The organism is Streptomyces sp. BoleA5 (assembly GCF_000373665.1).
Lineage (GTDB): Bacteria > Actinomycetota > Actinomycetes > Streptomycetales > Streptomycetaceae > Actinacidiphila.
Genome location: NZ_KB892135.1, coordinates 23,930 through 49,382, shown reverse-complemented (window position 1 = coordinate 49,382; position 25,453 = coordinate 23,930). Strand labels below are relative to the sequence as shown.

The following is a 25,453-nucleotide window of genomic DNA, read 5'->3' as shown; positions in this document are numbered from 1 at the left end:
ATGGCGCTGATCGGCTCCACACGTCGGTCCAGGGCCACCCGGGTGCCCCCGGTGGTCCTGGCCTTCGTCCTCATCCCGCTGCTCGCCGAGGCCTTCTGGGTCTTCTGGCCGGCCCTTCAGGGCTTCTACCTGTCCCTGACCTCCTGGGACGGCCTGGCGGCCCCGAAGTTCGTGGGCCTCGGCAACTTCGGCGAGATGGCGCACGACCCGGTCTTCCGCACCGCGGCGATCAACACGGTGCTGTGGCTGCTGCTCTTCGGCGGGCTCTCCGCCGCGCTGGGACTCGGTGCCGCGCTGCTGCTCCAGCAGGAGCGGCGCGGCGTCGGGTTCTACCGGGCGGCGCTCTTCCTGCCGGTGGTCTTCTCGCTGGTCGCCACCGCGCTGGTCTGGCAGGCCATGTACCAGCCGGACGGCCTGATCAACAACGTGCTCGACGGCATCGGCCTCGGCAGCTGGAAGCACGCCTGGCTCGCCGACCAGGACACCGCCTTCTACGCGGTGATCGTGCCCGCGCTGTGGCGGCAGGTCGGCTATGTGATGGTGCTGTACCTGGCCGGCCTCAAGGGCGTCGACCCCGCCCTCTACGAGGCGGCCAGGGTCGACGGAGCCACCCGCTGGCAGCAGTTCCGGCACATCACGCTGCCCCAGCTGCGCAGCGTCAACGCGGTCGTCCTGTCGGTGATCGTCATCGACTCGCTGCGCTCGTTCGACGTGGTGTGGGCCCTCACCCGCGGCGGCCCGTACCACTCCTCCGAACTGCTGAGCACCTACATGTACTCCACCGCGTTCCAGTCCCTGCGCCTGGGATACGGCTCCGCGCTCGCCGTCGTCATCTTCGTGCTGGCCTTCGGTGTCATCGCGAGCTACCTCGTGCGCGCCTTCCGGGAGGCCGACTGATGACCGCCACCCACGCCACGCTGCGCGTCGAGGAGCCGTCCGACCACGACGGCGGGCCCGTCAGGGTACCGGCCGTGGCGCCCCGCCGGTCCGTCCTGCGCGGCCGTGCCCTACGCACGACCGGTTTCCACCTCAGCGCGGGTCTGCTGTCCGCCCTGTGGCTGCTGCCGATCGTCCTCGTGCTGGTCACCAGCACCCGGACCTTCGACGACATCGCCGCGCACGGCGTCGGCAGCTGGCCGCACTCCTTCACCCTCGACGGCTTCCGCCAGGCGTGGGTGGACGGCGGCCAGCAGCGCGCCCTCATCAACAGCCTGCTGGTCACGATCCCCAGCGTGCTGCTCTCCCTGGGCCTGGCCTCCATGGCCGCCTTCGGGCTGAGCCGTTACGACCTGCCCTTCCGGCGCGTCCTGCTGCTGCTCATGCTCGGCGGCAACCTGCTGCCCCCGCAGATCCTGCTGATCCCGGTCTCCAAGCTCAGCGAAGTGCTCGGCATCTACGACCAGCTGTACGCCCTGATCGGCGTGCAGGTCGGATTCGGCGTCGGCTTCTACGTCTTCGTGCTGCACGGCTTCATGCGGGCGATCCCCGGCGAGATCCAGCAGGCCGCCGTGATCGACGGCGCGGGCCCCTGGCAGATCTACTGGCGGATCATCCTTCCGCTGGCCCGCCCGGCGCTGGCCGCGCTGAGCGCCCTGTCGTTCACCTGGATCTTCAACGACCTGCTGTGGGCCATCACGGTGCTGCGCACCGACACCCAGATGCCCATCACCGCGTCCCTCATCGGACTGCAGGGCCAGTACGTCTCCATGTGGAACGTGATCGCGGCCGGCTCGGTGATCGCCGCCGCCCCGACAGTGGCCGTCTTCCTCCGCTTCCAGCGCCACTTCGTGGCCGGACTCAACCTCGGAGCCGTCAAGTGACCGCGCACGACCGGTGGCTGCTGCGCACCGACACCACCACCTACGCCGTCACCCTCGGTGGCGACGGCCGCTGGGCCGAACTCGCCGCCTGGGGGCCGCACGGCGCCGAGGACGGGCCGTCGCCCATGGACTGGTCGCGCCGCACCCACTTCATCACCCCCGCCGACGCCGCCCCGGCCGAGTACATCCCTTACGGGCTGCGGCCGTTCACCGGCGCCGACCTGGTCGCCTCCCGCCCCGGCGGCGACCGGGGCAGTTGGTGGCGGTTCGAGGGAGCCACGCAGGACGGCGACCGCGCCCTGCGCCTGGACTTCGCCGACGACCTCCTCGGGCTGCGCACCACGCTGCGCTACGAGACGGTGCCCGGCACCGACGTCGTCCTGCGCTGGACGGAGCTGACCTGCACCGGCGAGCACGAGGTGCGGCTTGAGCGCTTCGACTCCGCCGCCGTCAACGTGCCCGTCCAGGGCGGGGCGCGGCTGACGTACCTGGCCGGCCAGTGGTCCCAGGAGTTCCAGCTGAGGGACGTGGAGCTGCGGCGCGGGCGCTTCGAGATGGAGAGCACCCAGGGCTCCGCCGGGCACGCGTACCACCCGTGGCTCGCGGTCCAGGACGCCGCCGCCCCCGCCGAGGGCCCCACCCCCACCTACGGGATCGCCCTGGAGTGGTCCGGCAACTGGCGGATCACCGCCGACGCCGAGCCCGGCGGCGCGGTGCGCGTACGGGCCGGCCGCGTGCCCCACGAGGGCGCCGTCCGCCTGGCCCCCGGCGCCACGCTCGTCACGCCCCGGCTGGCCTGCGCCTTCAGTCCCGACGGCCTCGACGGCCTGGCCCGTGTCTGGCACCGCTACGAGCGGCACCTGACCGGCGAGCGCATGGACCGGCCCCGCAAGGTCCTCTACAACTCGTGGGAGGCCACCGGCTTCGACGTCGACGCCGAAGGCCAGCTGGAGCTCGCCAAGGTCGCCGCCGAACTCGGCGCCGAACTCTTCGTCGTCGACGACGGCTGGTTCACCGGCCGGCCGGACGACACCGGCGGCCTCGGCGACTGGGACCCGGACCCGGCCGAATTCCCCGGTGGGTTCGACCGGTTCGTCGAGGACGTGCGCGCCCTCGGCCTGGACTTCGGCCTGTGGGTCGAACCCGAGGGGATCAGCCCCCGCTCGAAGCTCTACGCCGAGCACCCCGAGTGGGTCTACCGGATCGACGGCCGGCCCGCGACGCTCGTGCGCAACCAGCTGCTGCTCGACCTCGGCCGCGAGGACGTCCAGGAATTCGTCATCGGCACGCTCGACGGGTTGCTCGGCTCCCACGCCATCAGCTATCTCAAGTGGGACATGAACCGTCCGCCCACCGAGCGCGGCCGCCCCGGCCACCCGGCGGGCGCCGACCCCGAGCGCCAGGACCTCGACGCCGCGCACATCGCCGGCTACCTCCGCGTGCTGGAGCACCTGCGCACCGCCCATCCCCACGTCACCGTCGAGGGCTGCGCGGGCGGCGGCGGGCGCGTCGAGCACGCCACCATCGCCCGCACCGACGTGGTGTGGCCCAGCGACAACACCGCGCCCATGGACCGGCTGCGCATCCAGTACGGCTACCTCCACGCGCACGCCCCGCACACCATGAGCTCCTGGGTCACCGACGCCCCCGGCGTCTTCGACCCGCGGCCGCGCTCGCTCGCCTTCCGCTTCGTCAACTCCATGGCGGGCGTGCTCGGTATCGGAGCCGACATCCGCCACTGGACGCCCGCACAGCGGTCCGAGGCCGCAGGGTGGATCGCCCGCTACAAGGAGGTCCGCGACGTCGTCCACCACGGCGAGGTCCACCTCCTGGGCAGCCCCGCCGACCCGACCTGCGGTGTCCAGTACGTGGAACCGGGCGGTGACCGCCTGGTGGTGACGGCCTGGAACACCGGCCCCCTCGACGGAGCGCCCCTGGTGCCCGGCCGGGACGCCCGGCTCCGCCTGCGCGGGCTGCGACCGGACGCCGTCTACACCGACGCCGCCACCGGCACCCGCTACAGCGGCGCGTACCTCCTCCACTCGGGGCTGCCGTTCGCCTGGACCGCAACGCACGACGCGGAGTTGACCGTCCTGGCACGGCAGTGACAACAGCGGAAGAATTCTCCCCCCACCCCCGCTCGAACAGGAGACGACCCACCCCATGAACCCAGCGGCCCGTTTCACCGACCGCGTCGCCGTCGTCACCGGCGCCGCGTCGGGCATCGGCGCGGCCAGCGCGGCCCGCCTCGCGGCGGAGGGCGCGGCCGTCGTCCTCGTCGACATCGCCGCCGAACGCGGCGAGGAGACCGCCGAACTGCTGCGCAAGGAGGGGGCCCGTGCCCTGTTCGTCGCCGCCGACGTCGCCGACGAGGACGACTGGGCGCGGGTGATCACCGCCGCCCACACCTTCGGGCCCGTCGGTGTCCTGGTCAGCAACGCGTACACGGTCGCGGTCGCGCCGGCCCACGAGACCAGCCTCGCCTCCTGGGAACGGCAGCTGTCGGTCAACCTCACCGGCGCCTTCCTGGGCGTGAAGGCGACGCTGCCCGACCTGCGCGAGCACCAGGGGGCGGTGGTGCTCGTCTCCTCGGTCCATGCCCACCGCGGCATCCCCGGCCACCCGGCGTACGCGGCGAGCAAGGGCGCCCTGCTGTCGCTGTGCGGTCAGCTCGCCGTCGAGTACGGCCCGGACGTCCGCGTCAACGCGGTGCTGCCGGGACCGATCCTGACCGCCGCCTGGGACCGCGTCCCGGAGGCCGACCGCGTGACGAGCGTCGCCGAGACCGCGGCCCGCCGTTTCGGTACTCCCGAGGAGGTCGCCGCCGCCGTCGCCTTCCTCGCCGCCGGCGAAGCCTCCTACATCACCGGATCGAGCCTGCTCGTGGACGGCGGCTGGAGCGTCACCAAGGCCTCGGCCTGACGGAACAGAACGCACCGGCCACCGACCGAACAGTAAGAAAGGCAAACACATGACGCCATACGCGCGCCGAGGAGTGCACGGCCAGACCGTGGAGACCCTCGCCCGCCGGGTGCTCAGCGGCGAGATCCCCGAGGGAGCGACGCTCGACATGGCGGCCCTGCAGAGCGAGCTGGACGTCAGCCTGACGGCTTTGCGTGAATCGTTGAAAGTGCTCGCGGCCAAGGGAATGGTCGACGCCCGGCAGAAGCGCGGCACGTTCGTCCGGCCCCGCTCGGACTGGAACCTGCTCGACGCCGACGTGCTGCGCTGGCAGTTCTCCGAGAGCAGCGGCACCGGTGCCGACACCGCGCTGCTGCGCAACCTCGGCGAGGTCCGCGGCATCATCGAACCCGCCGCCGTGCGGCTGGCCGCGGCCCGCCGCACCGACGCCGATCTGGAGGCGCTGGAGGCGGCGCTGACCGCCATGGGCGAGGAGAGCGGCCCGAACCACGCCGTGGAGGCCGACCTCGCCTTCCACCGGGCGCTGCTCGCGGCCACCCACAACGAACTGCTGGAACGCATGGAGATGGTCATCGAGTCGGGCCTGGCCCAGCGCGACCAGCTCGTGCACAGCGCCCCGCACAGCGAGGACCCGGTGCCCAGCCACCGGGCCGTCCTCGACGCTGTGCGCGACCGGGACCCGGACGCCGCGGAACACGCCATGCGCGCCCTGCTCGACCAGGCGACGCGCGATCTCGACAAGATCAGCGGCCCGCAGGCGCCCGAGGGCGCGGACCGTTCCGCCGAGCAGAAGGACGGCCAGGCACAGTGAAGATCGCGCGCGTCGAGACCTTCCTCGTACCGCCCCGCTGGCTGTTCTGCCGCATCGAGACCGACGACGGCGTCGTCGGCTGGGGCGAGCCGGTGGTGGAGGGCCGGGCCGAGGTGGTGCGGACGGCCGTGGAGGTGCTCGCAGAACACCTCGTGGGCCAGGACCCGCTGCGGATCCAGGACCACTGGCAGGTGCTCAGCAAGGGCGGCTTCTACCGGGGCGGGCCCGTGCTCTCCAGCGCGGTGGCCGGCATCGACCAGGCCCTGTGGGACATCGCCGGCCGCGCCCTCGGCGTGCCGGTGCACACCCTGCTCGGCGGCCCGGTCCGCGACTCGGTCCGGGTGTACGCCTGGGTCGGCGGCGACGAGCCGGACCGGCTCAAGGAGGAGATCAACGCCCAGGTGGAGGCGGGCTTCACGGCCGTCAAGATGAACGCCGCCGGGCGCACCCCGCCGCTCGGCAGCCCGGCGGAGACGGCCGCCGTCGTGCAGCGCGTCGCGGCCGCCCGCGAGGCCCTCGGCCCGCACCGGGACGTCGCGGTCGACTTCCACGGACGCTTCACCGCCGCCAACGCGCGGCGCGTGCTCCACGAGATAGCCCCGCTGCACCCGCTGTTCGTCGAGGAGCCCGTCCTGCCCGAGCAGGCGCACCTGCTGCCGGGCCTGGTCGCCGCCTCGTCCGTGCCGCTCGCCACCGGTGAACGGCTCTACGGACGCGCCGACTTCCTCCCGGCCCTGACGGCGGGCATCGCCGTGGCCCAGCCGGACCTGTCGCACGCCGGCGGGATATCGGAGGTCACCCGGATCGCCTCGCTCGCCGAGACCTTCGGCGCGCACCTGGCGCCGCACTGCCCGCTCGGTCCGATCGCGCTGGCCGCGAGCCTGCAGGTCGCCTTCGCCACACCGAACTTCCTGATCCAGGAGCAGAGCCGGGGCATCCACTACAACAAGGACGCCGACCTGCTCTCCTACGTGGTCGACACCGAGCCCTTCCGGTTCGTCGACGGCCAGGCGCGCCGCACCGAACTGCCCGGGCTCGGCGTCGTGATCGACGAGAACGCGGTCCGCGCGGCGGACCGTTCCGGCCACGCCTGGCGCAACCCGGTGTGGCGGCACGCCGACGGCTCCTTCGCCGAATGGTGACCGGAGACCGGGTCCCGGTCGCCGTGGTCACCGACCCGGACCACGGCGGCCGCTGGACCTCGCTGACCGCGGGCGGCCGCGAATGGCTCTGGCACCGCGAGGAGCCCCGCCGCCCCCTGGTCCGGCCCGGCGACCCCTTCGCCGACGCCGGCGGCCTGGAGGAGTGCGTACCCACCGTGCGCGGGCTCCCCGACCACGGGGACGCCTGGTCGCGGCCCTGGCACCGGGAGGGGGACGCGGAGGTCGTGGACTGCCCCGACTTCCGGCTCACCCGGCGCCTGAGCTCGCAGGCGGGCGCGGCCGTCGCCGACTACACGCTCACCGCCGAGCCGGGCTACCGCTTCGTGTGGGCCGCCCACGCCCTGCTGGAACTCTCCCAGGACGCGTGGCTCGGCGTCGACGCGGGGACGGAGACCCGGCTCTACCCGGACGAGGGCGCGGGCTGGGTCACCGGTGCCTGGCCGCGCGTCGAGGGCATCCCCCTCGACCGGCTCGGACCGGACGACGGGAGCGCCGCCGGGGCGGTCGTCCTCACCCCGGGGGTGACCGTGCACGACGGCCCCGACGCGCTGCACCTGGCCGTCGAGGCCGGCGGTCTGCCCGTGGCGGTCGCCCTGTGGCGCAACCTCGGCGGCTTCCCCCAGGACGCGCCGTACCGATCGATCGGCGTCGAGCCGATGCTCGGCCGCGTCTTCGACCGCGCCGGGGCGGACGACGGCGACACGGTCGTCGTCCCGCCCTCAGGCGAGGTCGCCTGGCGGCTCACGGTCACCGCGACCCGCCGCCCCTGAACCCCCATCACCAGAAGGGATGTCGGATGGACCTGCTCGCCACGCTGCGTGACCGCCGGCTGCTCGCCATCGTCCGCGGCAGCGACCCGGACGCCGCGCTGACCACCGTGCTCACCCTCGTCGAGGAGGGGATCACCCTCATCGAGGTGTCTCTCAGCGGACGTGACGCGCTCGACGTCATCGCCCGGGCGCGGACCGCGCTCGGCCCGGACGCGACCCTCGGGGCCGGAACCGTGCTCAGCGCGGACGACGCGCGGGCCGCACACAAGGCCGGTGCCGGCTTCCTGGTCACCCCCGCGGTCAGCGACGGCATCGCCACCGGACGGGAACTCGGACTCCCCGTCCTCGCCGGGGTGATGACCCCCACCGACATCCTCCAGGCGCTGCGGCTGGGCGCCGACGCCCTCAAGTTGTTCCCGGCCGGCAGCGCCGGCGGCCCGGGTTACCTGCGGGATCTGCGCGGTCCCTTCCCCGGCCTGCCGTTCGTTCCGGTGGGCGGGGTGGACGCGCAGGCCGCCCAAGAGTACTTGCGGGGCGGCGCCGTCGCCGTCGGCGTCGGATCGCCCCTGATCGGTGACGCCGCCGAGGGCGGCGACGTCACGGCCCTGCGTGAACGGGCCCGCACCTTCCTGGACGTCGTCCGCGCGGAGGCCCGCCCGTGACCGCCACCGTGCCCCCGGCGGTCCTGGGGACCGACCGCCTCGAACTCGGCGAGGGCATCCGCTGGACGGACGGCCGCGCCGTGCTCACCGACATCCTCAGCGGCCGGCTGCTGGCCGCCGCCGACGGGCCCGACGCCCCGCACACCCTTGTCGCGCAACTCCCCTGTCTGCTGGGCGCGGTGGCGCCGGTCGAGGGTCGCCCGGGCCACTGGGTCGCGGCCGCGGGCACCGGTATCTGCCGCATCGACCCGGCGGGCCGGGCCGAGTGGATCGCCCGCCCCGAGGACGACGCGCCGGTGCCGATGCGGATGAACGACGGCGTCGCCGACCCGCACGGCCGCTTCTGGGCGGGCAGCATGGCGTACGACACCACCACGGACGCCGGCTCGCTCTACCGCCTGGACCGCGACGGCCGCGTCACCCGTGTGCTGCGGGACGTCACGATCCCCAACGGCCCTGCCTTCACCGCCGACGGCGCCGTCATGTATCTGGCCGACAGTGCCCGGGGCCTCGTCCGGCGCTACCCGGTCGACCCTGAGAGCGGCGACCTCGGCACCCCCGAGACCTTCGTCGCCCTCGCGGACGGCAGCCCCGACGGCATGACCACCGACAGCGAGGGCGGGCTGTGGACCGCCGTCTGGGGCACCGGGCAGGCCCACCGCTACCGCCCGGACGGCAGCCTCGACCGGATCGTCGACCTGCCCGCCGGACAGCCCGCAGGGCTCTGCCTCGGCGGTCCCGACGGCCGGACCCTCCTGGTCACCAGCGCGCACATCGGCCTGGCCGCTCCGGGACCGCTCGACGGCGCCGTGTTCGCCGTCCGGGTGGACGTGCCCGGCACACCGGCCGCCGCGTACCGTCCGGCGGACCGCGCCGACATCCCCTAGGAAGCCACCATGAGCACCCCCCGGACGCTGCGACCCGGACCCGTGGTCTGCGTCGGCGAGACGATGGCCGCCCTCGCCCCCGACCCGCTCGGGCCGCTGGACGACGCGGACCTGCTGCGCGTCGACATCGCGGGCGCCGAGTCCAACGTCGCGCTCTACCTCGCCGACCACGGCATCCCCGCCCGCTGGGTGTCCGCGGTCGGCGACGACCCCTTCGGCCGGCGGGTCCGCGCGCGGATCGCCGCGGGCGGCGTCGACGTCTCCGGGGTGCGCACCGACCCCGACCGGCCCACCGGGCTGCTGCTCAAGGACCCGGCCGCGCACGGCACCCGCGTCCACTACCACCGCGCGGGGTCCGCCGCCTCGGCGCTCACCCCGGACGTGCTCGACGGCCCGGCCCTGACCGGGGCCGCGCTCGTCCACCTCAGCGGCATCACACCCGCGCTGTCGCCCGGCTGCCACGCCCTCGTCGAACGGGCGCTGCGCCCGGACCGCCCCTGGCCCGTCAGCTTCGACGTCAACCACCGCCCCGCGCTGTGGACCGGCCGCTCCGCCGCCGACGTGCTGCGGCCGCTCGCCGACCGGGCCGACATCGTCCTCGTGGGTCTCGACGAGGCCCAGGCACTGTGGGGCGAGGGGATCACCGACGCCCGCTCGGTCCGCGAACTGCTTCCCGGGCCCGGTGTCCTCGTCGTGAAGGACGGGGCGCACGCCGCCACCGCCTTCACCGGGGCCGACGCCCACACCGTGCCCGCCCTCACCGTCCGGGTGGCGGAACCGGTGGGCGCCGGGGACGCCTTCGCCGCCGGTTTCCTCAGCGGTCTGCTGCGGGACCTGCCCGTGGAGCGGGCCCTGCGACTCGGCCATCTGACCGCGGCCTCGGCCCTGCGCGTCGCCGCCGACCACGGGCCCCTGCCGGACCCCGTCGTCCTCGCCTCGCTCCTGGAGACGGACGCGGAGACCTGGCGGGCCGCCACGATCGGCTGAATCCTTCGGATGAGACCGTCCGGGGTGTCTCGTCCCGCAGGGTGACGTGTCGCGGCGGGCCCCCGGGTTACCGTGCGGTACATGGACACGGTCGATCTCACGGTCTACGGCGAGGAGTTCACCGCCGATCCCTACCCCTTCTACACCAGGCTCCGCGAGATGGGGCCCGTGCACCGCGTGCGCACCGCCGACGTCGGGGAGCTGTGGCTGATCGTCGGCCACGACCAGGCCCGGGCCGCGCTCGCCGACACCCGGTTCGCCAAGGACTCCCGCGCACTCGGGTGGATGTCCTACGACGAGGAACTCCTCGGCCGCCACATGCTCGTCTCCGACCCGCCCGAGCACACCCGGCTGCGCAAGCTGGTGGCCCGGGAGTTCACCGGCCGCCGGGTCGAGGAACTGGCGCCGCGCGTGGAGGAGATCACCGCCGGGCTGCTCGACGCGATGCTGGCCCGCCCGGACGGCACCGCCGACCTCGTCGAGGCGCTCGCCTACCCGCTGCCCATCACCGTCATCTGCGAGCTGCTCGGGGTTCCCGACCTGGACCGGGAGGCCTTCCGGGCCTGGTCGAACGAGGTCGTCGCACCGACGGGGCCGGAGGCCGAGCGCAGGGCCTTCGAGGAACTCGCGGCCTACCTCCACGAGCTGATCGAGGACAAGCGCTGCGCGCCCGGCGACGATCTGATGAGCGCGCTCATCCGCACCACCTCCGAGGACGGCGACCGGCTCTCGCGCCCCGAGCTCAGCGGCATGGCCTTCCTGCTGCTGATCGCCGGACACGAGACCACGGTCAACCTGATCTCCAACGGTGTCCGCGCGCTGCTCACCCATCCGGACCAACTGGCTCTCCTGCGAGCGGACATGGACCTCATCGACGGCGCCGTGGAGGAGATGCTCCGCTACGACGGCCCGGTGGAGACCGCCACCTTCCGCTTCACGACGGAACCGGTCGACGTCGCCGGCACCCTCATCCCGGCCCGCGAACCCGTCCTCGTCGCCCTGGCCGCCGCCGACCGCGACCCGGGCCGTTTCCCCGAGGCGGACCGCTTCGACATCCGCCGGGACACCCGCGGCCACGTCGCCTTCGGGCACGGCCTGCACTTCTGCCTCGGTGCCCCGCTCGCCCGGCTCGAAGGACGCGTCGCCGTCCGCGCCCTCCTGGAGCGCTGCCCCGACCTCGCCCTCGACGCCGATCCGGCGAAGCTGGACTGGCTGCCCGGCATGCTCATGCGCGGTGTGCGCCGGCTCCCGGTGCGCTTCACGCCCACCTTCCCCGGCACGCCCACCGGCCCCGGCACGCCCGGCGCCTAGCACGGCCGCGCCCCTCACCAGGGCGGGCTCGCACGGCAGGCACCACGGGAGACCTCGGAAGGGGCGTCCTTCGACGAGCCGGACTGCGCCGGGAACGCCCTCCCCGGGTTCCACGACACGTTCGCCGCGCCGCGCGGAGAACAGGGCCCGCCGCGGTGGACCGTGGCGGCCCGCTGCCCTGACGGTCTTCCTGTCCATGCCGGACGTCCCTTCCCCCGTGGCGGCCTGCCGGTCGTGACGCCGTGACGGCTGCGCTCCCGCAAGAGCCTTGCGAAGAGGGAAACCGCCACCGTCGCGGATCGCGTTGCACGCCCGAGCCGAATTAACCGGATGCGGTGACCCGCCCGCCCTGCGAGGCTGCGCCAATGGACCGACGCCGCATCTCACGCATCGCGCACACCCACCACCCCATCGCCGCACCGCTCGACGACGCAGTGGTGCGCCGTCTCCTCGGCAGGGCGCTGCGCCGCGGCGACGAACGCGTCCTCGACCTCGGCTGCGGGGAGGCCGCCTGGCTCCTGCGGGCCCTCGACGACCACCCGGGCGTCACCGCGGAGGGCGTCGACCTGGACACCGGCGCACTGGGGAAGGCGGCCCGCGAGGCCGCCGCGCTCGGCGTCGGCGACCGGCTGACCCTCCACGAACAGGACGCGGGTGACTTCGCCGCGAAGCGCCCCTTCGACCTCGTCCTCAGCGTCGGCGCCGCGCACGCCTTCGGCGGCCTCCTGCCGACCCTCGCCGCGGCCCGCACCCACCTCGCCCCCGGAGGCACCGTCCTCGTCGGCGACGGTTTCTGGGAGCGCGAACCGACCCAGGAACTCGTCGACATGCTGGGGGAGTACGACGACCTGGCGAGCACCGTGGACCGGATCGTCGCGGACGGCTGGACCCCGGTCCTCGCCCACGTCAGCTCCGTCCGCGAGTGGGACGACTACGAGTGGTCCTGGACCGGCTCCCTCTCCGAGTGGGCCCTGGACAACCCCGGCGACCCCGACAGCGGAGCCGCCCTCGAAGCCGCCGCCGTCCACCGAGCCGAGTGGCTGCACGGCTACCGCGGCAGGTTCGGCTTCGTCACGCTGCTTCTGCGCCGTACGACCGCCTGACCGCCCGCGCTCAGGCGCCCGGCAGCCCCGTCGGCCGGGAACGGAAGCTCGCCACCACGATGTGGAGGCTGACGACCAGCGCCCAGAGGGGGAAGACCAGCTCGGCCAGCGGCACGTTCGGCACCACGAACAGCAAGGTGACGCCCACGAGATACCCCAGCAGCACCAGCCAGCGCGGGAACGACCCGAGCCGCATCGCGACGGTCGAGGCCGACAGCACGAACACCGCCGCCATGCGCATCGAGTACGTCGTCAGCAGGCTGTAGGTGAAGTGCTGCCCGAAGTACGACAGCTCGGCCCGCGGGGTACCGGGCGAGGCGATCTCCGTGGTGGCCAGCAGGCTGCCGGCCGCGGCGGCGGCGCCGAAGAGCGTCGCGACGAACACCAGGCCGCTGCCGAGGAAGACCGTCGAGAGGAACTTGTCCTCGCCCGAGCCTACGTGCGCGCGCACCGCGCCGATGAACCACAGGAAGAAGATGCCGGCGAAGGGGATGAGGGCCAGCGCCGTCTGCACGCCGCTGCGCGAGGACAGGCTGAGCGGCGAGCCGGTCAGCGCGCCCTCGCCGCTGGGGATGGAGGCCCGGACCAGGACGATGGCGGCGCCGATCAGCACGGCGAACGCGATCCCCACCAGTCCCGCCGCTCGAGGCGTGCGCAGCGCCTGGGCCTTCATCGCCATGAAAGGTTCTTCCCTCGTGGACAGCCGGGACCGACTCATCCCAGGAAGCACCGGCGCAGGTGATCACGCCACCCGGGGCGGACCGCGGGGGTGACGTGCCCGCGGCGCCCCGCGCGGTCATCCCGCGCGCCTGCCGGCGCGCTCCGCCACCTCGGCCATCTCGGCGGTCGTGACCGGCCGCCGCCCGCTGCGCGAGACCTCGCACGCCTCCGCCACGAGCAGCGCGTCGAGCGCCTCGCGCCCGTCGCAGGGGTTCTCCGACCGGCCCGTCACCACCCGCAGGAAGGCGTCGATCTCCGCCCGGTACGCGTCCCCGAAGCGGTCCACGAATCCGGTCCACGGGTCGGGCACGCCCGGCGCCGCGCCCGGTTCCACGGACGTGACCGGCGTACGGGGGCCGACGCCGACCGCGATCTGGTCCAGAGATCCGGCGAGTTCCATGCGGATGTCGTACCCCGCGCCGTTGTAGCGGGTGGAGGTGGCGGTCGCGAGGGTGCCGTCGTCGAGGGTGAGGAGTGCCGCCGCCGTGTCCACGTCGCCCGCCTCGCGGAAGAAGTCGGCCCCTCCGTTGGCACCCATGGCGTACACCTCGACGACCTCACGGCCGGTCACCCACCGCACCGCGTCGAAGTCGTGGATCAGGCAGTCCCGGTAGAGCCCGCCGGACAGCGGCACGAACTCCGGCGGCGGGGGCGCCATGTCGGAGGTCAGCGCACGTACGGTGTGCAGCCGTCCGAGCCGGCCGGCCCGGACGGCCGCGCGGGCGGCGCGGTAGCCGGGGTCGAAGCGGCGCTGGAAGCCCATCTGGAGGACGGTGCCGGCCTCCTCGACCTCACGCAGCGCGGTGACCGTCGACTCCAGGTCGAGGGCGACCGGCTTCTCGCAGTAGGCGGGGAGCCCGGCCCGCACCGCGCGCGAGATCAGCCCGGCGTGGGCGGCGGTCGCCGAGGCGATGACGACGGCGTCCGCGCCGTCCGCGAACGCCGCGTCGACCGAGGCCGCCGCCCGGGCCCCGGCACCGATCCGCGCGGCGGCCTCGGCGGCCCGCGCGGTGTCGGCGTCCGCGAGGACCAGTTCGGAGACCTCGGGATGGGCGTGGAGGGTGGCCGCGTGGAAGGAGCCGAGGCGCCCGACGCCGAAGAGGACGACGCGCATGTACGGGGATGCCTTTCTCACGGGTGCGGTGGAGGCGCGGGCGGGGCGGCCAGGGAGTAACCGCCCCACCCGCGCCGGATCCGGGGTGGCCTGGGACGTGCGTCCCTCAGCGGTAGAACGCCGGACGGCCGACCAGCTCGACCTCGACGCGCCCGCCCTCGCTCTGCGAGCGGACGCCGGCCTCGCAGACCGCCGCGGCGGCGTAGCCGTCCCAGACACTGGGGCCGGTGACCTCGCCGCGCCGGGTGGCGTCGACCCAGGCCTGGACCTCGCGGTCGTAGGCGTCGGCGAAGCGTTCCACGAAGTCCTGGGCGATCGTGCCGCCCCAGCGCCCCGCGGTGTTGACGAGCAGGTCGTGCGCGTCGCCGATGCGGGCGCTGCCGTGTTCGCAGACCGCCTCGGCCTGCACCTGGTAGCCGAAACCGCAGTTGAGGTAGACCTCGACGTCGACGATCGCGCCGCCGTCGGTCTCGAAGACCACGAACTGCGGGTCGTCCAGGCCCTCGGGCGCGTTGGCGGAGGGGCGCGGGCGCAGCACGGTCACGGCGGTGATCTCCTGGCCGAGCAGCCAGCGGGTCACGTCCATCTCGTGCACGAGGGAGTCGTTGACGAGGTTGGCGTTGGTGAAGCCGGGCGGGATGCTCGCGTTGCGGTGCCGGTTGTGCAGCATCAGCGTCCGGCCCAGTTCACCGCTGTCCAGCAGCGTCTTGAGCCTGGTGTACTCCGCGTCGTAGCGCCGCATGAAGCCGACCTGGACCCGACGGTGCCCGAGCCGCTGTTCGGCCTCCATCACCCGCAGCGCGGAGGCGGCGTCGGGTGTGAGCGGCTTCTCGCACAGCACCGGCAGGTCGTGCTCGAAGGCGGTGAGCAGCGCCGCCTCGTGGGCGGGGCCGGGAGAGGCGATCAGGACGGCGTCCACGTCGGCCGCGGCCATGGCCGCCGCGGGGTCGGTGTAGGCCGTGCAGCCCTCGACGCCGTCGGCGACCGCCTTCACACGTTCGGCGTCGACGTCGACGACGGCGGTCACCCGGGCGCCGCTCACGACGTCGTTGATGCGGCGTACGTGGTCGGCGCCCATCTTGCCGGTCCCGATGACGGCGACCCCGAGCGGTCCGTGCTGCGTCATGATGCGTGTCTTCCCTTTCGTGGGCGGTGCGTCAGGCACCGCAGGAGCGCAGGAACTTCCGGGTGCGCTGCGCGATGGGCAGCGGCCGCTCCGGCTCGCAGGGGTACATGTCCTGCTCGACGATGGCGAACAGGTCGACGCCCAGGCCCTGGGCGGCGGCCAGCACCGGTTCCAGGGCGGGCACCCCGCCCGGCGGCTCGCACATGACGCCGCGCTGCACGGCCGGGCCGAAGGGGACCCCGTTCTTGACGACGTCGGCGAGGATCTCCGGGTCGACCTGCTTCAGGTGCAGGTAGCCGATCCGCTCCCCGTAGGTCTCGATGAGCTTGACGCTGTCGCCGCCGCAGTAGGCGTAGTGGCCGGTGTCCAGGCAGAGGCTGACCAGGCCCGGGTCGGTGGCGTCGAGGAAGCGCTCGACGTGCTCCTCGGTGTCGATGTGCGTGTCGGCGTGCGGGTGGACCACGATGTCCAGGCCGTAGGTGTCGCGGACCTGGCGGCCCAGCCGCTCCATGCCGGTGGCGAGGTGTCCCCACTGCTCGGCGGTGAGCTCGCGCGGCTCGAGGATCTCGGCGGTCTTGTCGTCGCGCCAGAAGGACGGGATGACCACCAGGTGCCGGGCGTCCATGGCCTGGGCGAGCGCCGCGACCTGGCCGACGTGCTCCCAGGTGGCGTCCCAGACCGACGGGCCGCGGTGCAGGGAGGTGAAGACGGTGCCGGCGGAGACCTTCAGGCCCCGGCGCGCGGTCTCCTCGGTGAGCCGGGCCGGGTCGGTCGGCAGATAGCCGTACGGGCCGAGCTCGATCCATTCGTAGCCCGACTGGGAGACCTCGTCGAGGAAGCGCTGCCAGGGCACCTGCTGCGGGTCGTCGGGGAACCAGACGCCCCACGAGTCGGGCGCGGAGCCGATCCGGATCCGGTCCAGAACGGGGGAGGGGGCAGTCATGAGGAGGGCTCCTCTCGCCGGTCGCCGCGGACCGGTCGTGGTTCGGTAGGGCGGCCCGTCAGGGCGGTGGTACGGATGCCCGCGGAGCTCCGTGGTCCCGCTGGAAGCTTCGCCGTCCGGCCGGGCAGCCGTCAAGAGTTGGTCCTGACATACGGACGTCATGTCAGGCTGGGGGGAGTCCGGGGCCGCTCCCTCACGGGGAGGGGCGGCCCTCGGCCAGGTCCTCCAGTTCGGGCAGTTCCTCCACGTCGACACCGCGGACCTGGGCCAGTTCGTGCTTGAGCGCGGCCAGCTCGGCGCCGCCCGCCATGTGGTTGGTCAGCTCTTCCAGGGACACCTCCTCGCGGGGCGCGCTCAGTTCCAGGGTGCCCAGCCGCAGCACGGAGAAGTGGTCGCCCACCATGAACGCGTGGTGCGGATTGTGGGTGATGAAGATGACGCCCAGGCCCCGGTCGCGTGCGGCCGCGATGTACTTCAGGACGACCCCCGACTGCTTGACGCCCAGCGCCGCGGTCGGCTCGTCCAGGATCAGCACCCGCGCACCGAAGTGGACCGCGCGGGCGATGGCCACGGACTGCCGCTGGCCGCCGGAGAGGGTGCCGATGGGCTGTTCGAGGTCGTCCAGGACGATGCCCATCGCCCGCAGTTCCTCGTCCGCGGTCCGTTTCATCCGGGCGATGTCCAGGCGGCGTACGGGCCAGGGGCCGCGGGTCAGCTCGGAGCCGAGGAAGAAGTTCCGCCAGACCGGCATCAGCGGAACGGTCGCCAGGTCCTGGTAGACCGCGGCGATGCCGCGGTCCAGGGCCTCCCGCGGGGTGTTCAGCCGTACGGGCGCGCCGTCGATGCGGAACTCGCCCTCGGTGTGCCGGTGCAGCCCGGAGATGATCTTGATCAGTGTGGACTTGCCCGCGCCGTTGTCGCCGAGGACGCAGGTGACCTGCCCCGGACGGACGGCCAGGTCGACCCCGTGCAGGGCGCGGACGTTGCCGTAGCTCTTGCCCACCCCGTCCAGTTCGACGAGGGGCTCGGTGCCGGCGGCGGTGCCGCCGGCCGTGGTGGCAGTGGTCATCGGGCTCACCTCCGGGTCGCCGTGCGGCGGACCCACAGATTGACGAGGGTCGCGATCAGGAGCATCACGCCGAGGAAGAACTTGAACCAGTCGGGGTTCCAGTTGGCGTACACGATGCCCTGCGAGACCATCCCGAAGATGAATGCGCCGATCACCGAGCCGATCGCCGAACCGTAGCCGCCGGTGAGCAGGCAGCCGCCGATGACCGCCGCGATGATGTACAGGAACTCGTTGCCGACGCCCTCACCGGACTGCACCGCGTTGAACGAGAAGAGCAGGTGCATGCCGGTGAACCAGGCGCCGAAGCCCACCGCCATGAACAGCGCGATCTTGGTGAAGGCCACCGGTACGCCGACCGCCCGCGCGCTGTCCTTGTTCCCGCCGACCGCGAAGGTCCAGTTGCCGAACCTGGTGCGCAGCAGCACCCAGGTGGCGAGGGCCGCGAAGCCCAGCCACCACAGCACCGTCACCTTGAGCTGGACACCGCCGACGCCGATCTCCGAGGCGAACACGGCGCGCGCCTGGTCGAAGCCGTCCATGTCGCTGATGGAGTCGGTGGCGACGTTGTCGGTGAAGATCTTGGTGACCGCCAGGTTGAGGCCCTGCAGCATCAGGAAGGTGGCCAGGGTGATGAGGAAGCTGGGCAGTCCCGTCCTCACCAGCATGTAGCCGTTGAGCGCCCCGATGCCCAGGGACACCACCAGGGCGACGGCCACGCCCGTCCAGACGTTCATGCTCAGCTGGAAGCTGAACATGCTCGCGGTCAGCGCCGACGCGGTCACCGCGACGCCGGCCGAGAGGTCGAACTCGCCGCCGATCATCAGCAGGGCCACGGGCAGCGCCATGATGCCCATGACCGATGCCTGGTAGAGCACGGTCGCCAGCGAACCGGCCTCGCGGAAGGACGGCGCCACCGCGAAGAAGAAGAGGTAGACCGCGACGGCGGCGATCAGCGCGCCGATCTCCGGGCGGGCCAGCGTCCGGCGCAGCAGCGAGCGTTCGGTGGTGCGGCCGTCCGCCTCGGAGGCGGGCGACGCGGGTGGTGAGGGGGACGCCGCTGGGGCGGCTGCCTGGGACACGGGGATCACCGGGTGCCCTTCGCGGCGAACGCGGCCACGGACTCGACGTTGTCCTTGTCGACGAAGGCCGGGCCGGTCAGGACCGGTGCCACGCCGCCGCCGCTGACGTTGCCGTTGGTCTTGTACAGCCACAGGGAGTCGACGGACAGGTAGCCCTGCAGGTACGGCTGCTGGTCGACGGCGAACTGCACCCCGCCGTCCTGGACGGCCTTGACCAGGTCCTTGTTGAGGTCGAACGTGCCGACCTTGGCCTTGCTTCCGGCGTCCGCGACCGACTGGACGGCGGTCAGCGCGAAGGGCGCGCCCAGGGTGACGACGTAGTCGATGCCGGAGTCCTGCTTGAGCTTCGCGGTGATCGTGGACTTCACCGACGGCATGTCCGTGCCGTTGACGTAGAGGTTCTCGGTCTTCCCCTTGAACGTCTTCTTCACGCCGGCGCAGCGGGCCTCGAGGGCGACGTGGCCCTGTTCGTGGATCACGCAGATGTTGTGCTTGGCGCCCAGGTCGTTGAGCTTGTCGCCCAGCGCCTCGCCGGCGACGCTCTCGTCCTGTCCGAAGTACTCCAGCAGCCCCTGGTCCTTCCAGTCGTCCAGGCCCGCGTTGAAGCCGACCACCGGGATGCCCGCGGCCTCCGCCTTGGTGACGACGTCCTTCATGGCCTCGGGCTTGGCCAGGGTGACGGCTATACCGTCGACCTTCTGGTCGATCGCGTTCTGGATCAGGTTGGCCTGGGTCGCGGCGTTGGGGTCGTTGGAGTAGATCAGTTCGACGTTGTCCTTGGCGGCGGCGGCCTGGGCGCCCTTGCGGATCAGGTCCCAGAAGGTGTCGCCGGGGGCCGCGTGCGTGACCATCGCGATCTTCATCCGCGGCGTGTCCGCCTTGCCCGCGGCGGCGGCGTCCGGCGACTCCTCGGCCTTCTTCCCTCCTGAGCTGCTGGAACAGCCGGCTGCGAGGAGGAGCGCGGCGGCGGAGAGGGCCGCGACGGCGGAGATCCGACGGTTTCTGCGAGAGCGTTCCATGTTCCTGCACCTCACTGCGGTGGGAGGGAGAAGAGGACGGACGTGTTCACATGGCCGGGTGCTGCACGGGAGCAAACCCCTCCCCGGGGTCCCTGTCAAGACTTTGTCAAGACATCAATGCATCTTGACGTAACGACAAGATAACGACCTGGACGTCCGGCAAGGCGGTACGTTCGTATGTAAGGACATAGTGTTGACATCCCGCGACCGGGCGGGCTAGACCTGACAGGGCCGCAGAGCGACCCCCGGTGACGCACGACGAGGAGTCACGCCCATGACCGAGCCGTACGACCTGATCACGATGGGCCGGATCGGGGTCGACCTCTACCCGCTGCAGACCGGCGTCCCCCTGCCCCAGGTCGAGACGTTCGGCAAGTTCCTCGGCGGCTCCGCCACCAACGTCGCGGTCGCCGCCGCCCGCCTCGGCCGCCGCACCGCCGTCATCACCCGCACCGGCGACGACCCCTTCGGCACCTACTGCCACCAGGCGCTCGACGAGTTCGGGGTCGACGACCGCTACGTCACCCCGGTCGCCGCGTACCCGACGCCCGTCACCTTCTGCGAGATCTTCCCGCCGGACGACTTCCCGCTCTACTTCTACCGGCTCCCCAAGGCTCCCGACCTGGAGATCCACGCCGACGAGCTGGACCTGGACGCCGTCCGGGCCGCCCGCATCTTCTGGATGACCGGAACCGGCCTGTGCGCCGAGCCGAGCCGCACCGCCACGCTCACCGCCCTCGAGGCCAGGGCGCGGCGCGGCACCACCGTCTTCGACCTCGACTGGCGCCCCATGTTCTGGAAGGACCCGGAAGAGGCCCGCCCCTACTACGCGCGGGCGCTGGCCTCGGCCACCGTCGCCGTCGGCAACCTCGACGAGTGCGAGATCGCCACAGGGGTGCGCGAACCGCGCGCCGCCGCCGAGGCGCTGCTCGCCGCCGGTGCCGAACTCGCCGTCGTCAAGCAGGGCCCCAAGGGCGTGCTCGCCGTCCACCGCGACGGCACCACCGCCGAGGTGCCGCCGGTACCCGTCGAGGTGGTCAACGGGCTCGGCGCGGGCGACGCCTTCGGCGGCTCCCTCTGCCACGGGCTGCTCGCCGGCTGGGAACTGGAACGGATCATGAGCCATGCCAACGCCGCGGGCGCGATCGTCGCCTCCCGTCTCGCCTGCTCCTCCGCGATGCCCACCGCGTCGGAGGTCCAGGACCTCCTCGGCCGCGGCTGACGGTCCGCCCTCTGCCCGAAAGCGAGCTCCTCTTGAGCATCAGCATCTCCGACCTGGTGAAGGTGCGGACCCACCACCCCGAGGCGATCGCCGAGGCCGCCGCCCGGCGTGTCCGGCGCCCGCTCGTCGGTGACAGCGGCCGGCTGATGATCCTCGCCGCCGACCACCCCGCGCGGGGCGCCTTCGCCGTGGGGGACCGCGAGTTCGCCATGGCCAACCGCGTCGACCTGCTGGAGCGGCTGTGCACCGCGCTCTCCCGTCCCGGTGTGGACGGGGTCCTCGGCACCGCGGACATCCTGGAGGACCTGCTGCTGCTCGGCGCGCTCGAGGGCAAGGTCGTCATGGGGTCGATGAACCGCGGCGGCCTGGCCGGCGCCTCCTTCGAGCTCGACGATCGCTTCACCGGCCACCGCGCCCAGGACATAGCCAGGCTCGGCTTCGACGCGGGCAAGCTGCTGCTGCGCATCAGCTACGAGGACAGCGGCTCGCTGAGCACCATGGTCGCCACCGCCCGCGCCATCGACGAGATGGCCGAGCACCGGCTCCCGGTCTTCGTCGAGCCCTTCATATCCCGCCGCGTCGACGGCCGGGTCCGCAACGACCTCAGCGCGGAGGCCGTCACCAAGTCCATCGCCATCGCCTCGGGTCTCGCCGGGACCTCCGCCTACACCTGGCTCAAGGTGCCCGTCACCGAGGACGTCGACGACATGGCCACCGTCATGGAGGCCTCCACCCTGCCCGCCGTCCTGCTCGGCGGAGAGGTGGGCAGGGAACAGGACGCGGTCTACGAGAAGTGGCGCAAGGCGCTGCGGCTGCCCACCGTCCAGGGCCTGGTCGTCGGCCGCACCCTGCTCTACCCGCCGGAGGGCAGTGTGGAGACCGCCGTCGACACCGCCGTCGGTCTCCTGTGAAGACCGGTCGAACCGCGAGAAGTGCGAGGCCCACGCCATGACCAGCACCGAGAACCACCTGGCCGCCGGGAAGGCCGCCGCCGGCCCGTACGCCGTCGACGTCGACCCCGGCCGGGCCGGCTGGGACCACTCCTCCCTGCGGATCCTGGACCTTCCGCCCGGCGGACGGCACGAGTTCACCACGGGCGACAGCGAGTGGATCGTGCTCCCGCTCTCCGGCGGCTGCGAGGTCTCCGCCCAGGGCGAGACGTTCCGGCTCGCCGGGCGCGAGAGCGTGTTCACGGCGGTCAGCGACTTCGCGTACGTGCCGCGCGACGAGACGGTGACCCTCACCACCGCCTCCGGCGGCCGCTTCGCCCTGGCCGGTGCCCGCTGCGAACGCCGGCTGCCCGCCCGCTACGGACCGGCCTCCGCCGTCCCCGTCGAGCTGCGGGGAAGCGGCAGTTGCAGCCGGCAGGTCAACAACTTCGGCGCCGCCGGTGTGTTCGCGTGCGACCGCCTGATCGCGGTCGAGGTGCTCACCCCGGCGGGCAACTGGTCGTCCTTCCCGCCGCACAAGCACGACGAGGACCGCGAGGGCGAATCGCGCCTGGAGGAGATCTACTACTTCGAGATCGCCCCGGCACACGGCAGGGAGGGCATCGGCTACCAGCGTGTGTCGCCCTCCGGCAACGGCCGCAACACCGACGTCCTCGCCGAGGTCCGGGGCGGTGACGTCGTGCTCATCCCCGACGGCTGGCACGGCCCGTCGATGGCCGTCCCCGGCCACGACATGTACTACCTCAACGTCATGGCGGGCCCGGGGGAGGAGCGCGCCTGGCTGATCTGCGACCACCCCGACCACGCCTGGGTCCGTGCCACCTGGCCGGACCAGCCCGTCGACCCGCGCCTGCCCCTGTACACCGCACCCGCCGCCACCGGCGAAGCCCCCGAGAGGTCCTGATGAGCAGCCAGTCCGTACGCCGCCTCACGGTCGCCCAGGCTCTGGTGCGGTTCCTGTCCGCGCAGTACACCGAGCGCGACGGGGTCCGCCGCCGGCTCGTCGCCGGCACGTGGGGCATCTTCGGCCACGGAAACGTCGCCGGCATCGGCCAGGCGCTGGTGGAGTACCGGCAGGAGATGCCGTACCACCAGGGCCGCAACGAGCAGGCCATGGTGCACGCCGCCGTCGGCTACGCCCGCCAGCTCGACCGGCTGTCCGCGCAGGCCGTCACCACCTCCATCGGCCCCGGCGCCACCAACCTCGTCACCGGTGCTGCGCTCGCCACCGTCAACCGGCTGCCGGTGCTGCTGCTCCCCGGCGACTCCTTCGCCAACCGGATCCCCGACCCGGTGCTCCAGCAACTGGAGCACACCCAGTACGGCGACGTCTCCGTCAACGACGCGCTGCGCCCGGTCTCCCGCTGGTTCGACCGGATCACCCGGCCCGAGGCCCTGATCCCGTCCGCGCTCCAGGCGATGCGGGTGCTCGCCGATCCCGCCGAGACCGGAGCCGTCACGCTCGCCCTCCCGCAGGACGTCCAGACCGAGGCGTACGACTGGCCCGAGGAGTTCTTCGCCGAGCGCGTCTGGCACGTACGCCGTCCGGCCCCCGAGGCCGCCGAGCTCGCCGCCGCCGCGGAGGCGGTGCGCACCGCCCGGCGCCCGCTGATCATCGCGGGCGGCGGCGTCCACCACAGCGCGGCCGAGCCGGCCCTGCGCGCACTGGTCGAGGCGACCGGCATCCCCGTGGCCTCCACGCAGGCCGGCAAGGGCTCGCTGCGCCACGACCACCCGGCCGACCTCGGCGGCGTCGGCCACACCGGCACCGCCGTCGCCGACGACATCGCGCGCACCGCCGACCTGGTCATCGGCGTGGGCACCCGCTACACCGACTTCACCACCGCCTCCTCCACGCTCTTCGCCGCGCCCGGCGTGCGCTTCCTCAACCTCAACATCACCGGCTCCGACGCCCACAAGCTCGGCGCCCGCACCCTGGTCGGCGACGCCCGCGCGAGCCTCGAAGCCCTCGCGCAGGCCGTGGCGGGACACCACGTCGCGCCGGAGTACGAGGCCGAGTACCGCGCCGGCAAGGAGCGCTGGGAGCGAGTCGTGGACGCCGCGTACGCCGCGGACGACACCGACCGCCCCACCCAGACCCAGGTCCTCGGCGCCCTGGACTCGGTGGTCGGCGAGGACGACGTCCTGATCAACGCCGCCGGCTCCCTCCCCGGTGACCTGCACAAGCTGTGGCGCGCCCGCTCCCCGCGCCAGTACCACCTGGAGTACGGCTATTCCTGCATGGGCTACGAGATCCCGGCCTCCATCGGCGTGCGGATGGCGGCGCCCGACCGTCCCGTGTGGGCGCTCGTCGGCGACGGCACCTACCTGATGATGCCGACGGAGATCGTGACCGCCGTCCAGGAGGGCGTGAACATCAACCTCCTCCTCATCCAGAACCACGGCTACGCCTCCATCGGCGGGCTGTCCTCCGAGGTCGGCGGCGAGCGCTACGGCACCGCCTACCGCTATCGCGCCGCCGACGGGTCCTTCACCGGCGACCCGCTCCCCGTGGACCTCGCCGCCAACGCCGCCAGCCTCGGGATGGACGTGCTGCGCGCCGATACCGTGCGCGAACTGCGTGAGGCGCTGGCCGCCGCCCGTGCCTCCGACCGCCCGACCTGCGTGTACGTCGAGACCGACCCCACACCGACGGGCCCCGACGCCCAGGCCTGGTGGGACGTGCCGGTCGCCGAGACGGCCTCCCGCGAGGCGGCCGTCGAGGCCCGCAAGTCCTATGAGCGGCACCTGGGCGACCGCCGCCGCCACCTGTGAGGAGGCAAGCCGGAACCCGCTCCCGGAAGCCGCTCCTGAACCCGCTCCCGAACCCCGCACCACCGACCGCACCGGCCTGTCCGCAGGCTCTCGAGAAGGCGTGGATCCAAATGTTCGGACAATGTGATGTCAGAGTTTCCTGAGATCGAGACCGGCGGATACGCTCCCCCTGTGTCCAAAGCAGAGTCCGCGCCGCTCGAGTTCGAGGTGGACCGCTCCAGTCCGGTGCCGCTGTACTACCAGCTCGCCCAGCAGCTGGAGGGTGCCATCGAGCACGGCAGGCTCGCCCCCGGCAGCCTCCTGGGCAACGAGATCGAACTCGCCGGACGCCTCGGCCTCTCCCGGCCGACCGTCCGGCAGGCCATCCAGTCCCTCGTGGACAAGGGGCTGCTCGTGCGCCGGCGCGGCGTGGGCACCCAGGTCGTGCACAGCCAGGTAAAGCGGCCCCTGGAGCTGAGCAGCCTCTTCGACGACCTCCAGGCCGCCGGGCAGAGTCCCGCCACCCAGGTGCTGCGCAACGAGACCGAGCCGGCCACCGCGCAGGTCGCCGCCGCCCTCGGAGTCGCCGAGGGCAGTGACGTCGTCGTCCTCCAGCGGCTGCGCTTCACCCATGGTGAGCCGATGGCCCACATGTGCAACTACCTGCCGCCCGGACTCATCCCCCTGGACAACGCCAAGCTGGAGTCCACCGGTCTCTACCGCATGATGCGCGCCGCCGGGATCACCCTGCACAGCGCCCGTCAGTCGGTCGGAGCGCGCTGCGCCACCGAGGCGGAGGGTGAGCTGCTCGCCGAGGAGCCGGGAGCCGCGCTGCTCACGATGAGCCGGACGACGTACGACGACACCGGACGGGCCGTCGAGTACGGCACGCACATCTACCGCGCATCCCGCTACGCCTTCGAGTTCCAGCTGCTCGTACGGGCCTGAACGGCCGCGGAACCCCCCCTTCCGCAAGCATCGCCCCCTGTGACGGATACTTGGTCGGTTCCAAGACCAGCAG

24 protein-coding genes are annotated in these 25,453 nt (G+C 72.8%); 17 read left to right on the top strand and 7 right to left on the bottom strand.

Going from position 1 to position 25,453, the window contains the following annotated elements; all coding sequences use genetic code 11:
- The 12 genes from B085_RS0133885 (at window position 1) to B085_RS0133830 (ending at window position 12,436) form a co-directional block, all read left to right on the top strand.
- Window positions 1–897, top strand: coding sequence for a carbohydrate ABC transporter permease (locus B085_RS0133885; protein WP_018563047.1), 897 nt, complete (start codon window positions 1–3; stop codon window positions 895–897).
- On the top strand, window positions 897–1,820 hold the full coding sequence (locus B085_RS0133880; protein WP_018563046.1) for a carbohydrate ABC transporter permease: 924 nt from the start codon (window positions 897–899) through the stop codon (window positions 1,818–1,820). The genes B085_RS0133885 and B085_RS0133880 overlap by 1 nt, the downstream gene beginning before the upstream one ends.
- A complete protein-coding gene (locus B085_RS0133875; protein WP_018563045.1) occupies window positions 1,817–3,928 on the top strand; it encodes an alpha-galactosidase in 2,112 nt (703 codons plus the stop codon). The genes B085_RS0133880 and B085_RS0133875 overlap by 4 nt, the downstream gene beginning before the upstream one ends.
- A gap of 55 nt (window positions 3,929–3,983) precedes the next feature.
- A complete protein-coding gene (locus tag B085_RS0133870; protein ID WP_018563044.1) occupies window positions 3,984–4,742 on the top strand; it encodes an SDR family NAD(P)-dependent oxidoreductase in 759 nt (252 codons plus the stop codon).
- 49 nt (window positions 4,743–4,791) lie between these two features.
- On the top strand, window positions 4,792–5,553 hold the full coding sequence (locus B085_RS0133865; protein WP_026251718.1) for a FadR/GntR family transcriptional regulator: 762 nt from the start codon (window positions 4,792–4,794) through the stop codon (window positions 5,551–5,553).
- Entirely contained in the window at window positions 5,550–6,695 is a 1,146-nt protein-coding gene (gene dgoD / locus B085_RS0133860; protein WP_018563042.1) for a galactonate dehydratase, read from the top strand. Before B085_RS0133865 ends, dgoD begins: the two co-directional genes overlap by 4 nt.
- Complete coding sequence (locus B085_RS0133855) at window positions 6,689–7,486, top strand: hypothetical protein (RefSeq protein WP_018563041.1); 798 nt, start codon at window positions 6,689–6,691, stop codon at window positions 7,484–7,486. Before dgoD ends, B085_RS0133855 begins: the two co-directional genes overlap by 7 nt.
- 26 nt (window positions 7,487–7,512) lie before the next feature.
- Complete coding sequence (locus tag B085_RS0133850; protein ID WP_018563040.1) at window positions 7,513–8,148, top strand: bifunctional 4-hydroxy-2-oxoglutarate aldolase/2-dehydro-3-deoxy-phosphogluconate aldolase; 636 nt, start codon at window positions 7,513–7,515, stop codon at window positions 8,146–8,148.
- The gene (locus B085_RS0133845; protein WP_018563039.1) at window positions 8,145–9,035 is read left to right on the top strand and encodes an SMP-30/gluconolactonase/LRE family protein; all 891 of its coding nucleotides are present in this window, start codon (window positions 8,145–8,147) and stop codon (window positions 9,033–9,035) included. Before B085_RS0133850 ends, B085_RS0133845 begins: the two co-directional genes overlap by 4 nt.
- A gap of 9 nt (window positions 9,036–9,044) precedes the next feature.
- On the top strand, window positions 9,045–10,022 hold the full coding sequence (locus tag B085_RS0133840) for a sugar kinase (RefSeq protein ID WP_018563038.1): 978 nt from the start codon (window positions 9,045–9,047) through the stop codon (window positions 10,020–10,022).
- 81 nt (window positions 10,023–10,103) lie between these two features.
- Window positions 10,104–11,333, top strand: a complete 1,230-nt coding sequence (locus tag B085_RS0133835; RefSeq protein ID WP_018563037.1) for a cytochrome P450 family protein — start codon at window positions 10,104–10,106, stop codon at window positions 11,331–11,333.
- Between the two features lie 365 nt (window positions 11,334–11,698).
- The gene (locus B085_RS0133830) at window positions 11,699–12,436 is read left to right on the top strand and encodes an SAM-dependent methyltransferase (RefSeq protein ID WP_018563036.1); all 738 of its coding nucleotides are present in this window, start codon (window positions 11,699–11,701) and stop codon (window positions 12,434–12,436) included.
- 10 nt (window positions 12,437–12,446) lie between these two features.
- On the opposite strand, the gene B085_RS0133825 is transcribed toward B085_RS0133830, so the two are convergent.
- From B085_RS0133825 to B085_RS0133795, 7 genes are all read right to left on the bottom strand, one after another.
- On the bottom strand, window positions 12,447–13,115 hold the full coding sequence (locus B085_RS0133825) for a hypothetical protein (RefSeq protein WP_018563035.1): 669 nt from the start codon (window positions 13,113–13,115) through the stop codon (window positions 12,447–12,449).
- Window positions 13,116–13,232: 117 nt separating this feature from the next.
- Complete coding sequence (locus B085_RS0133820; RefSeq protein WP_018563034.1) at window positions 13,233–14,270, bottom strand: Gfo/Idh/MocA family oxidoreductase; 1,038 nt, start codon at window positions 14,268–14,270, stop codon at window positions 13,233–13,235.
- A 106-nt stretch (window positions 14,271–14,376) separates the two neighbouring features.
- On the bottom strand, window positions 14,377–15,396 hold the full coding sequence (locus B085_RS0133815) for a Gfo/Idh/MocA family protein (RefSeq protein ID WP_018563033.1): 1,020 nt from the start codon (window positions 15,394–15,396) through the stop codon (window positions 14,377–14,379).
- Between the two features lie 31 nt (window positions 15,397–15,427).
- The gene (locus tag B085_RS0133810; protein WP_018563032.1) at window positions 15,428–16,339 is read right to left on the bottom strand and encodes a sugar phosphate isomerase/epimerase family protein; all 912 of its coding nucleotides are present in this window, start codon (window positions 16,337–16,339) and stop codon (window positions 15,428–15,430) included.
- A gap of 193 nt (window positions 16,340–16,532) precedes the next feature.
- Window positions 16,533–17,408, bottom strand: a complete 876-nt coding sequence (locus B085_RS0133805) for an ATP-binding cassette domain-containing protein (RefSeq protein WP_037733050.1) — start codon at window positions 17,406–17,408, stop codon at window positions 16,533–16,535.
- Window positions 17,409–17,413: 5 nt separating this feature from the next.
- Window positions 17,414–18,487 (bottom strand): ABC transporter permease, encoded by a 1,074-nt coding sequence (locus B085_RS0133800; RefSeq protein ID WP_026251717.1) that lies wholly within the window; start codon window positions 18,485–18,487, stop codon window positions 17,414–17,416.
- A gap of 5 nt (window positions 18,488–18,492) precedes the next feature.
- Entirely contained in the window at window positions 18,493–19,506 is a 1,014-nt protein-coding gene (locus B085_RS0133795) for a sugar ABC transporter substrate-binding protein (protein WP_018563029.1), read from the bottom strand.
- A 274-nt stretch (window positions 19,507–19,780) separates the two neighbouring features.
- Here B085_RS0133795 and iolC point away from each other — a divergent pair, with 274 nt between their 5' ends.
- The 5 genes from iolC (at window position 19,781) to B085_RS0133770 (ending at window position 25,380) form a co-directional block, all read left to right on the top strand.
- Window positions 19,781–20,728, top strand: a complete 948-nt coding sequence (gene iolC / locus B085_RS0133790) for a 5-dehydro-2-deoxygluconokinase (RefSeq protein ID WP_018563028.1) — start codon at window positions 19,781–19,783, stop codon at window positions 20,726–20,728.
- A 32-nt stretch (window positions 20,729–20,760) separates the two neighbouring features.
- Window positions 20,761–21,639 (top strand): Cgl0159 family (beta/alpha)8-fold protein, encoded by an 879-nt coding sequence (locus B085_RS0133785; protein WP_018563027.1) that lies wholly within the window; start codon window positions 20,761–20,763, stop codon window positions 21,637–21,639.
- Between the two features lie 37 nt (window positions 21,640–21,676).
- The gene (gene iolB, locus B085_RS0133780; protein WP_018563026.1) at window positions 21,677–22,582 is read left to right on the top strand and encodes a 5-deoxy-glucuronate isomerase; all 906 of its coding nucleotides are present in this window, start codon (window positions 21,677–21,679) and stop codon (window positions 22,580–22,582) included.
- On the top strand, window positions 22,582–24,453 hold the full coding sequence (gene iolD, locus B085_RS0133775; protein ID WP_018563025.1) for a 3D-(3,5/4)-trihydroxycyclohexane-1,2-dione acylhydrolase (decyclizing): 1,872 nt from the start codon (window positions 22,582–22,584) through the stop codon (window positions 24,451–24,453). Before iolB ends, iolD begins: the two co-directional genes overlap by 1 nt.
- Before the next feature lie 207 nt (window positions 24,454–24,660).
- Window positions 24,661–25,380 carry a GntR family transcriptional regulator gene (locus B085_RS0133770; RefSeq protein WP_037733049.1) on the top strand — a complete coding sequence of 240 codons (720 nt, stop codon included), beginning with the start codon at window positions 24,661–24,663 and terminating at the stop codon, window positions 25,378–25,380.
- Window positions 25,381–25,453 lie beyond the last annotated feature (73 nt).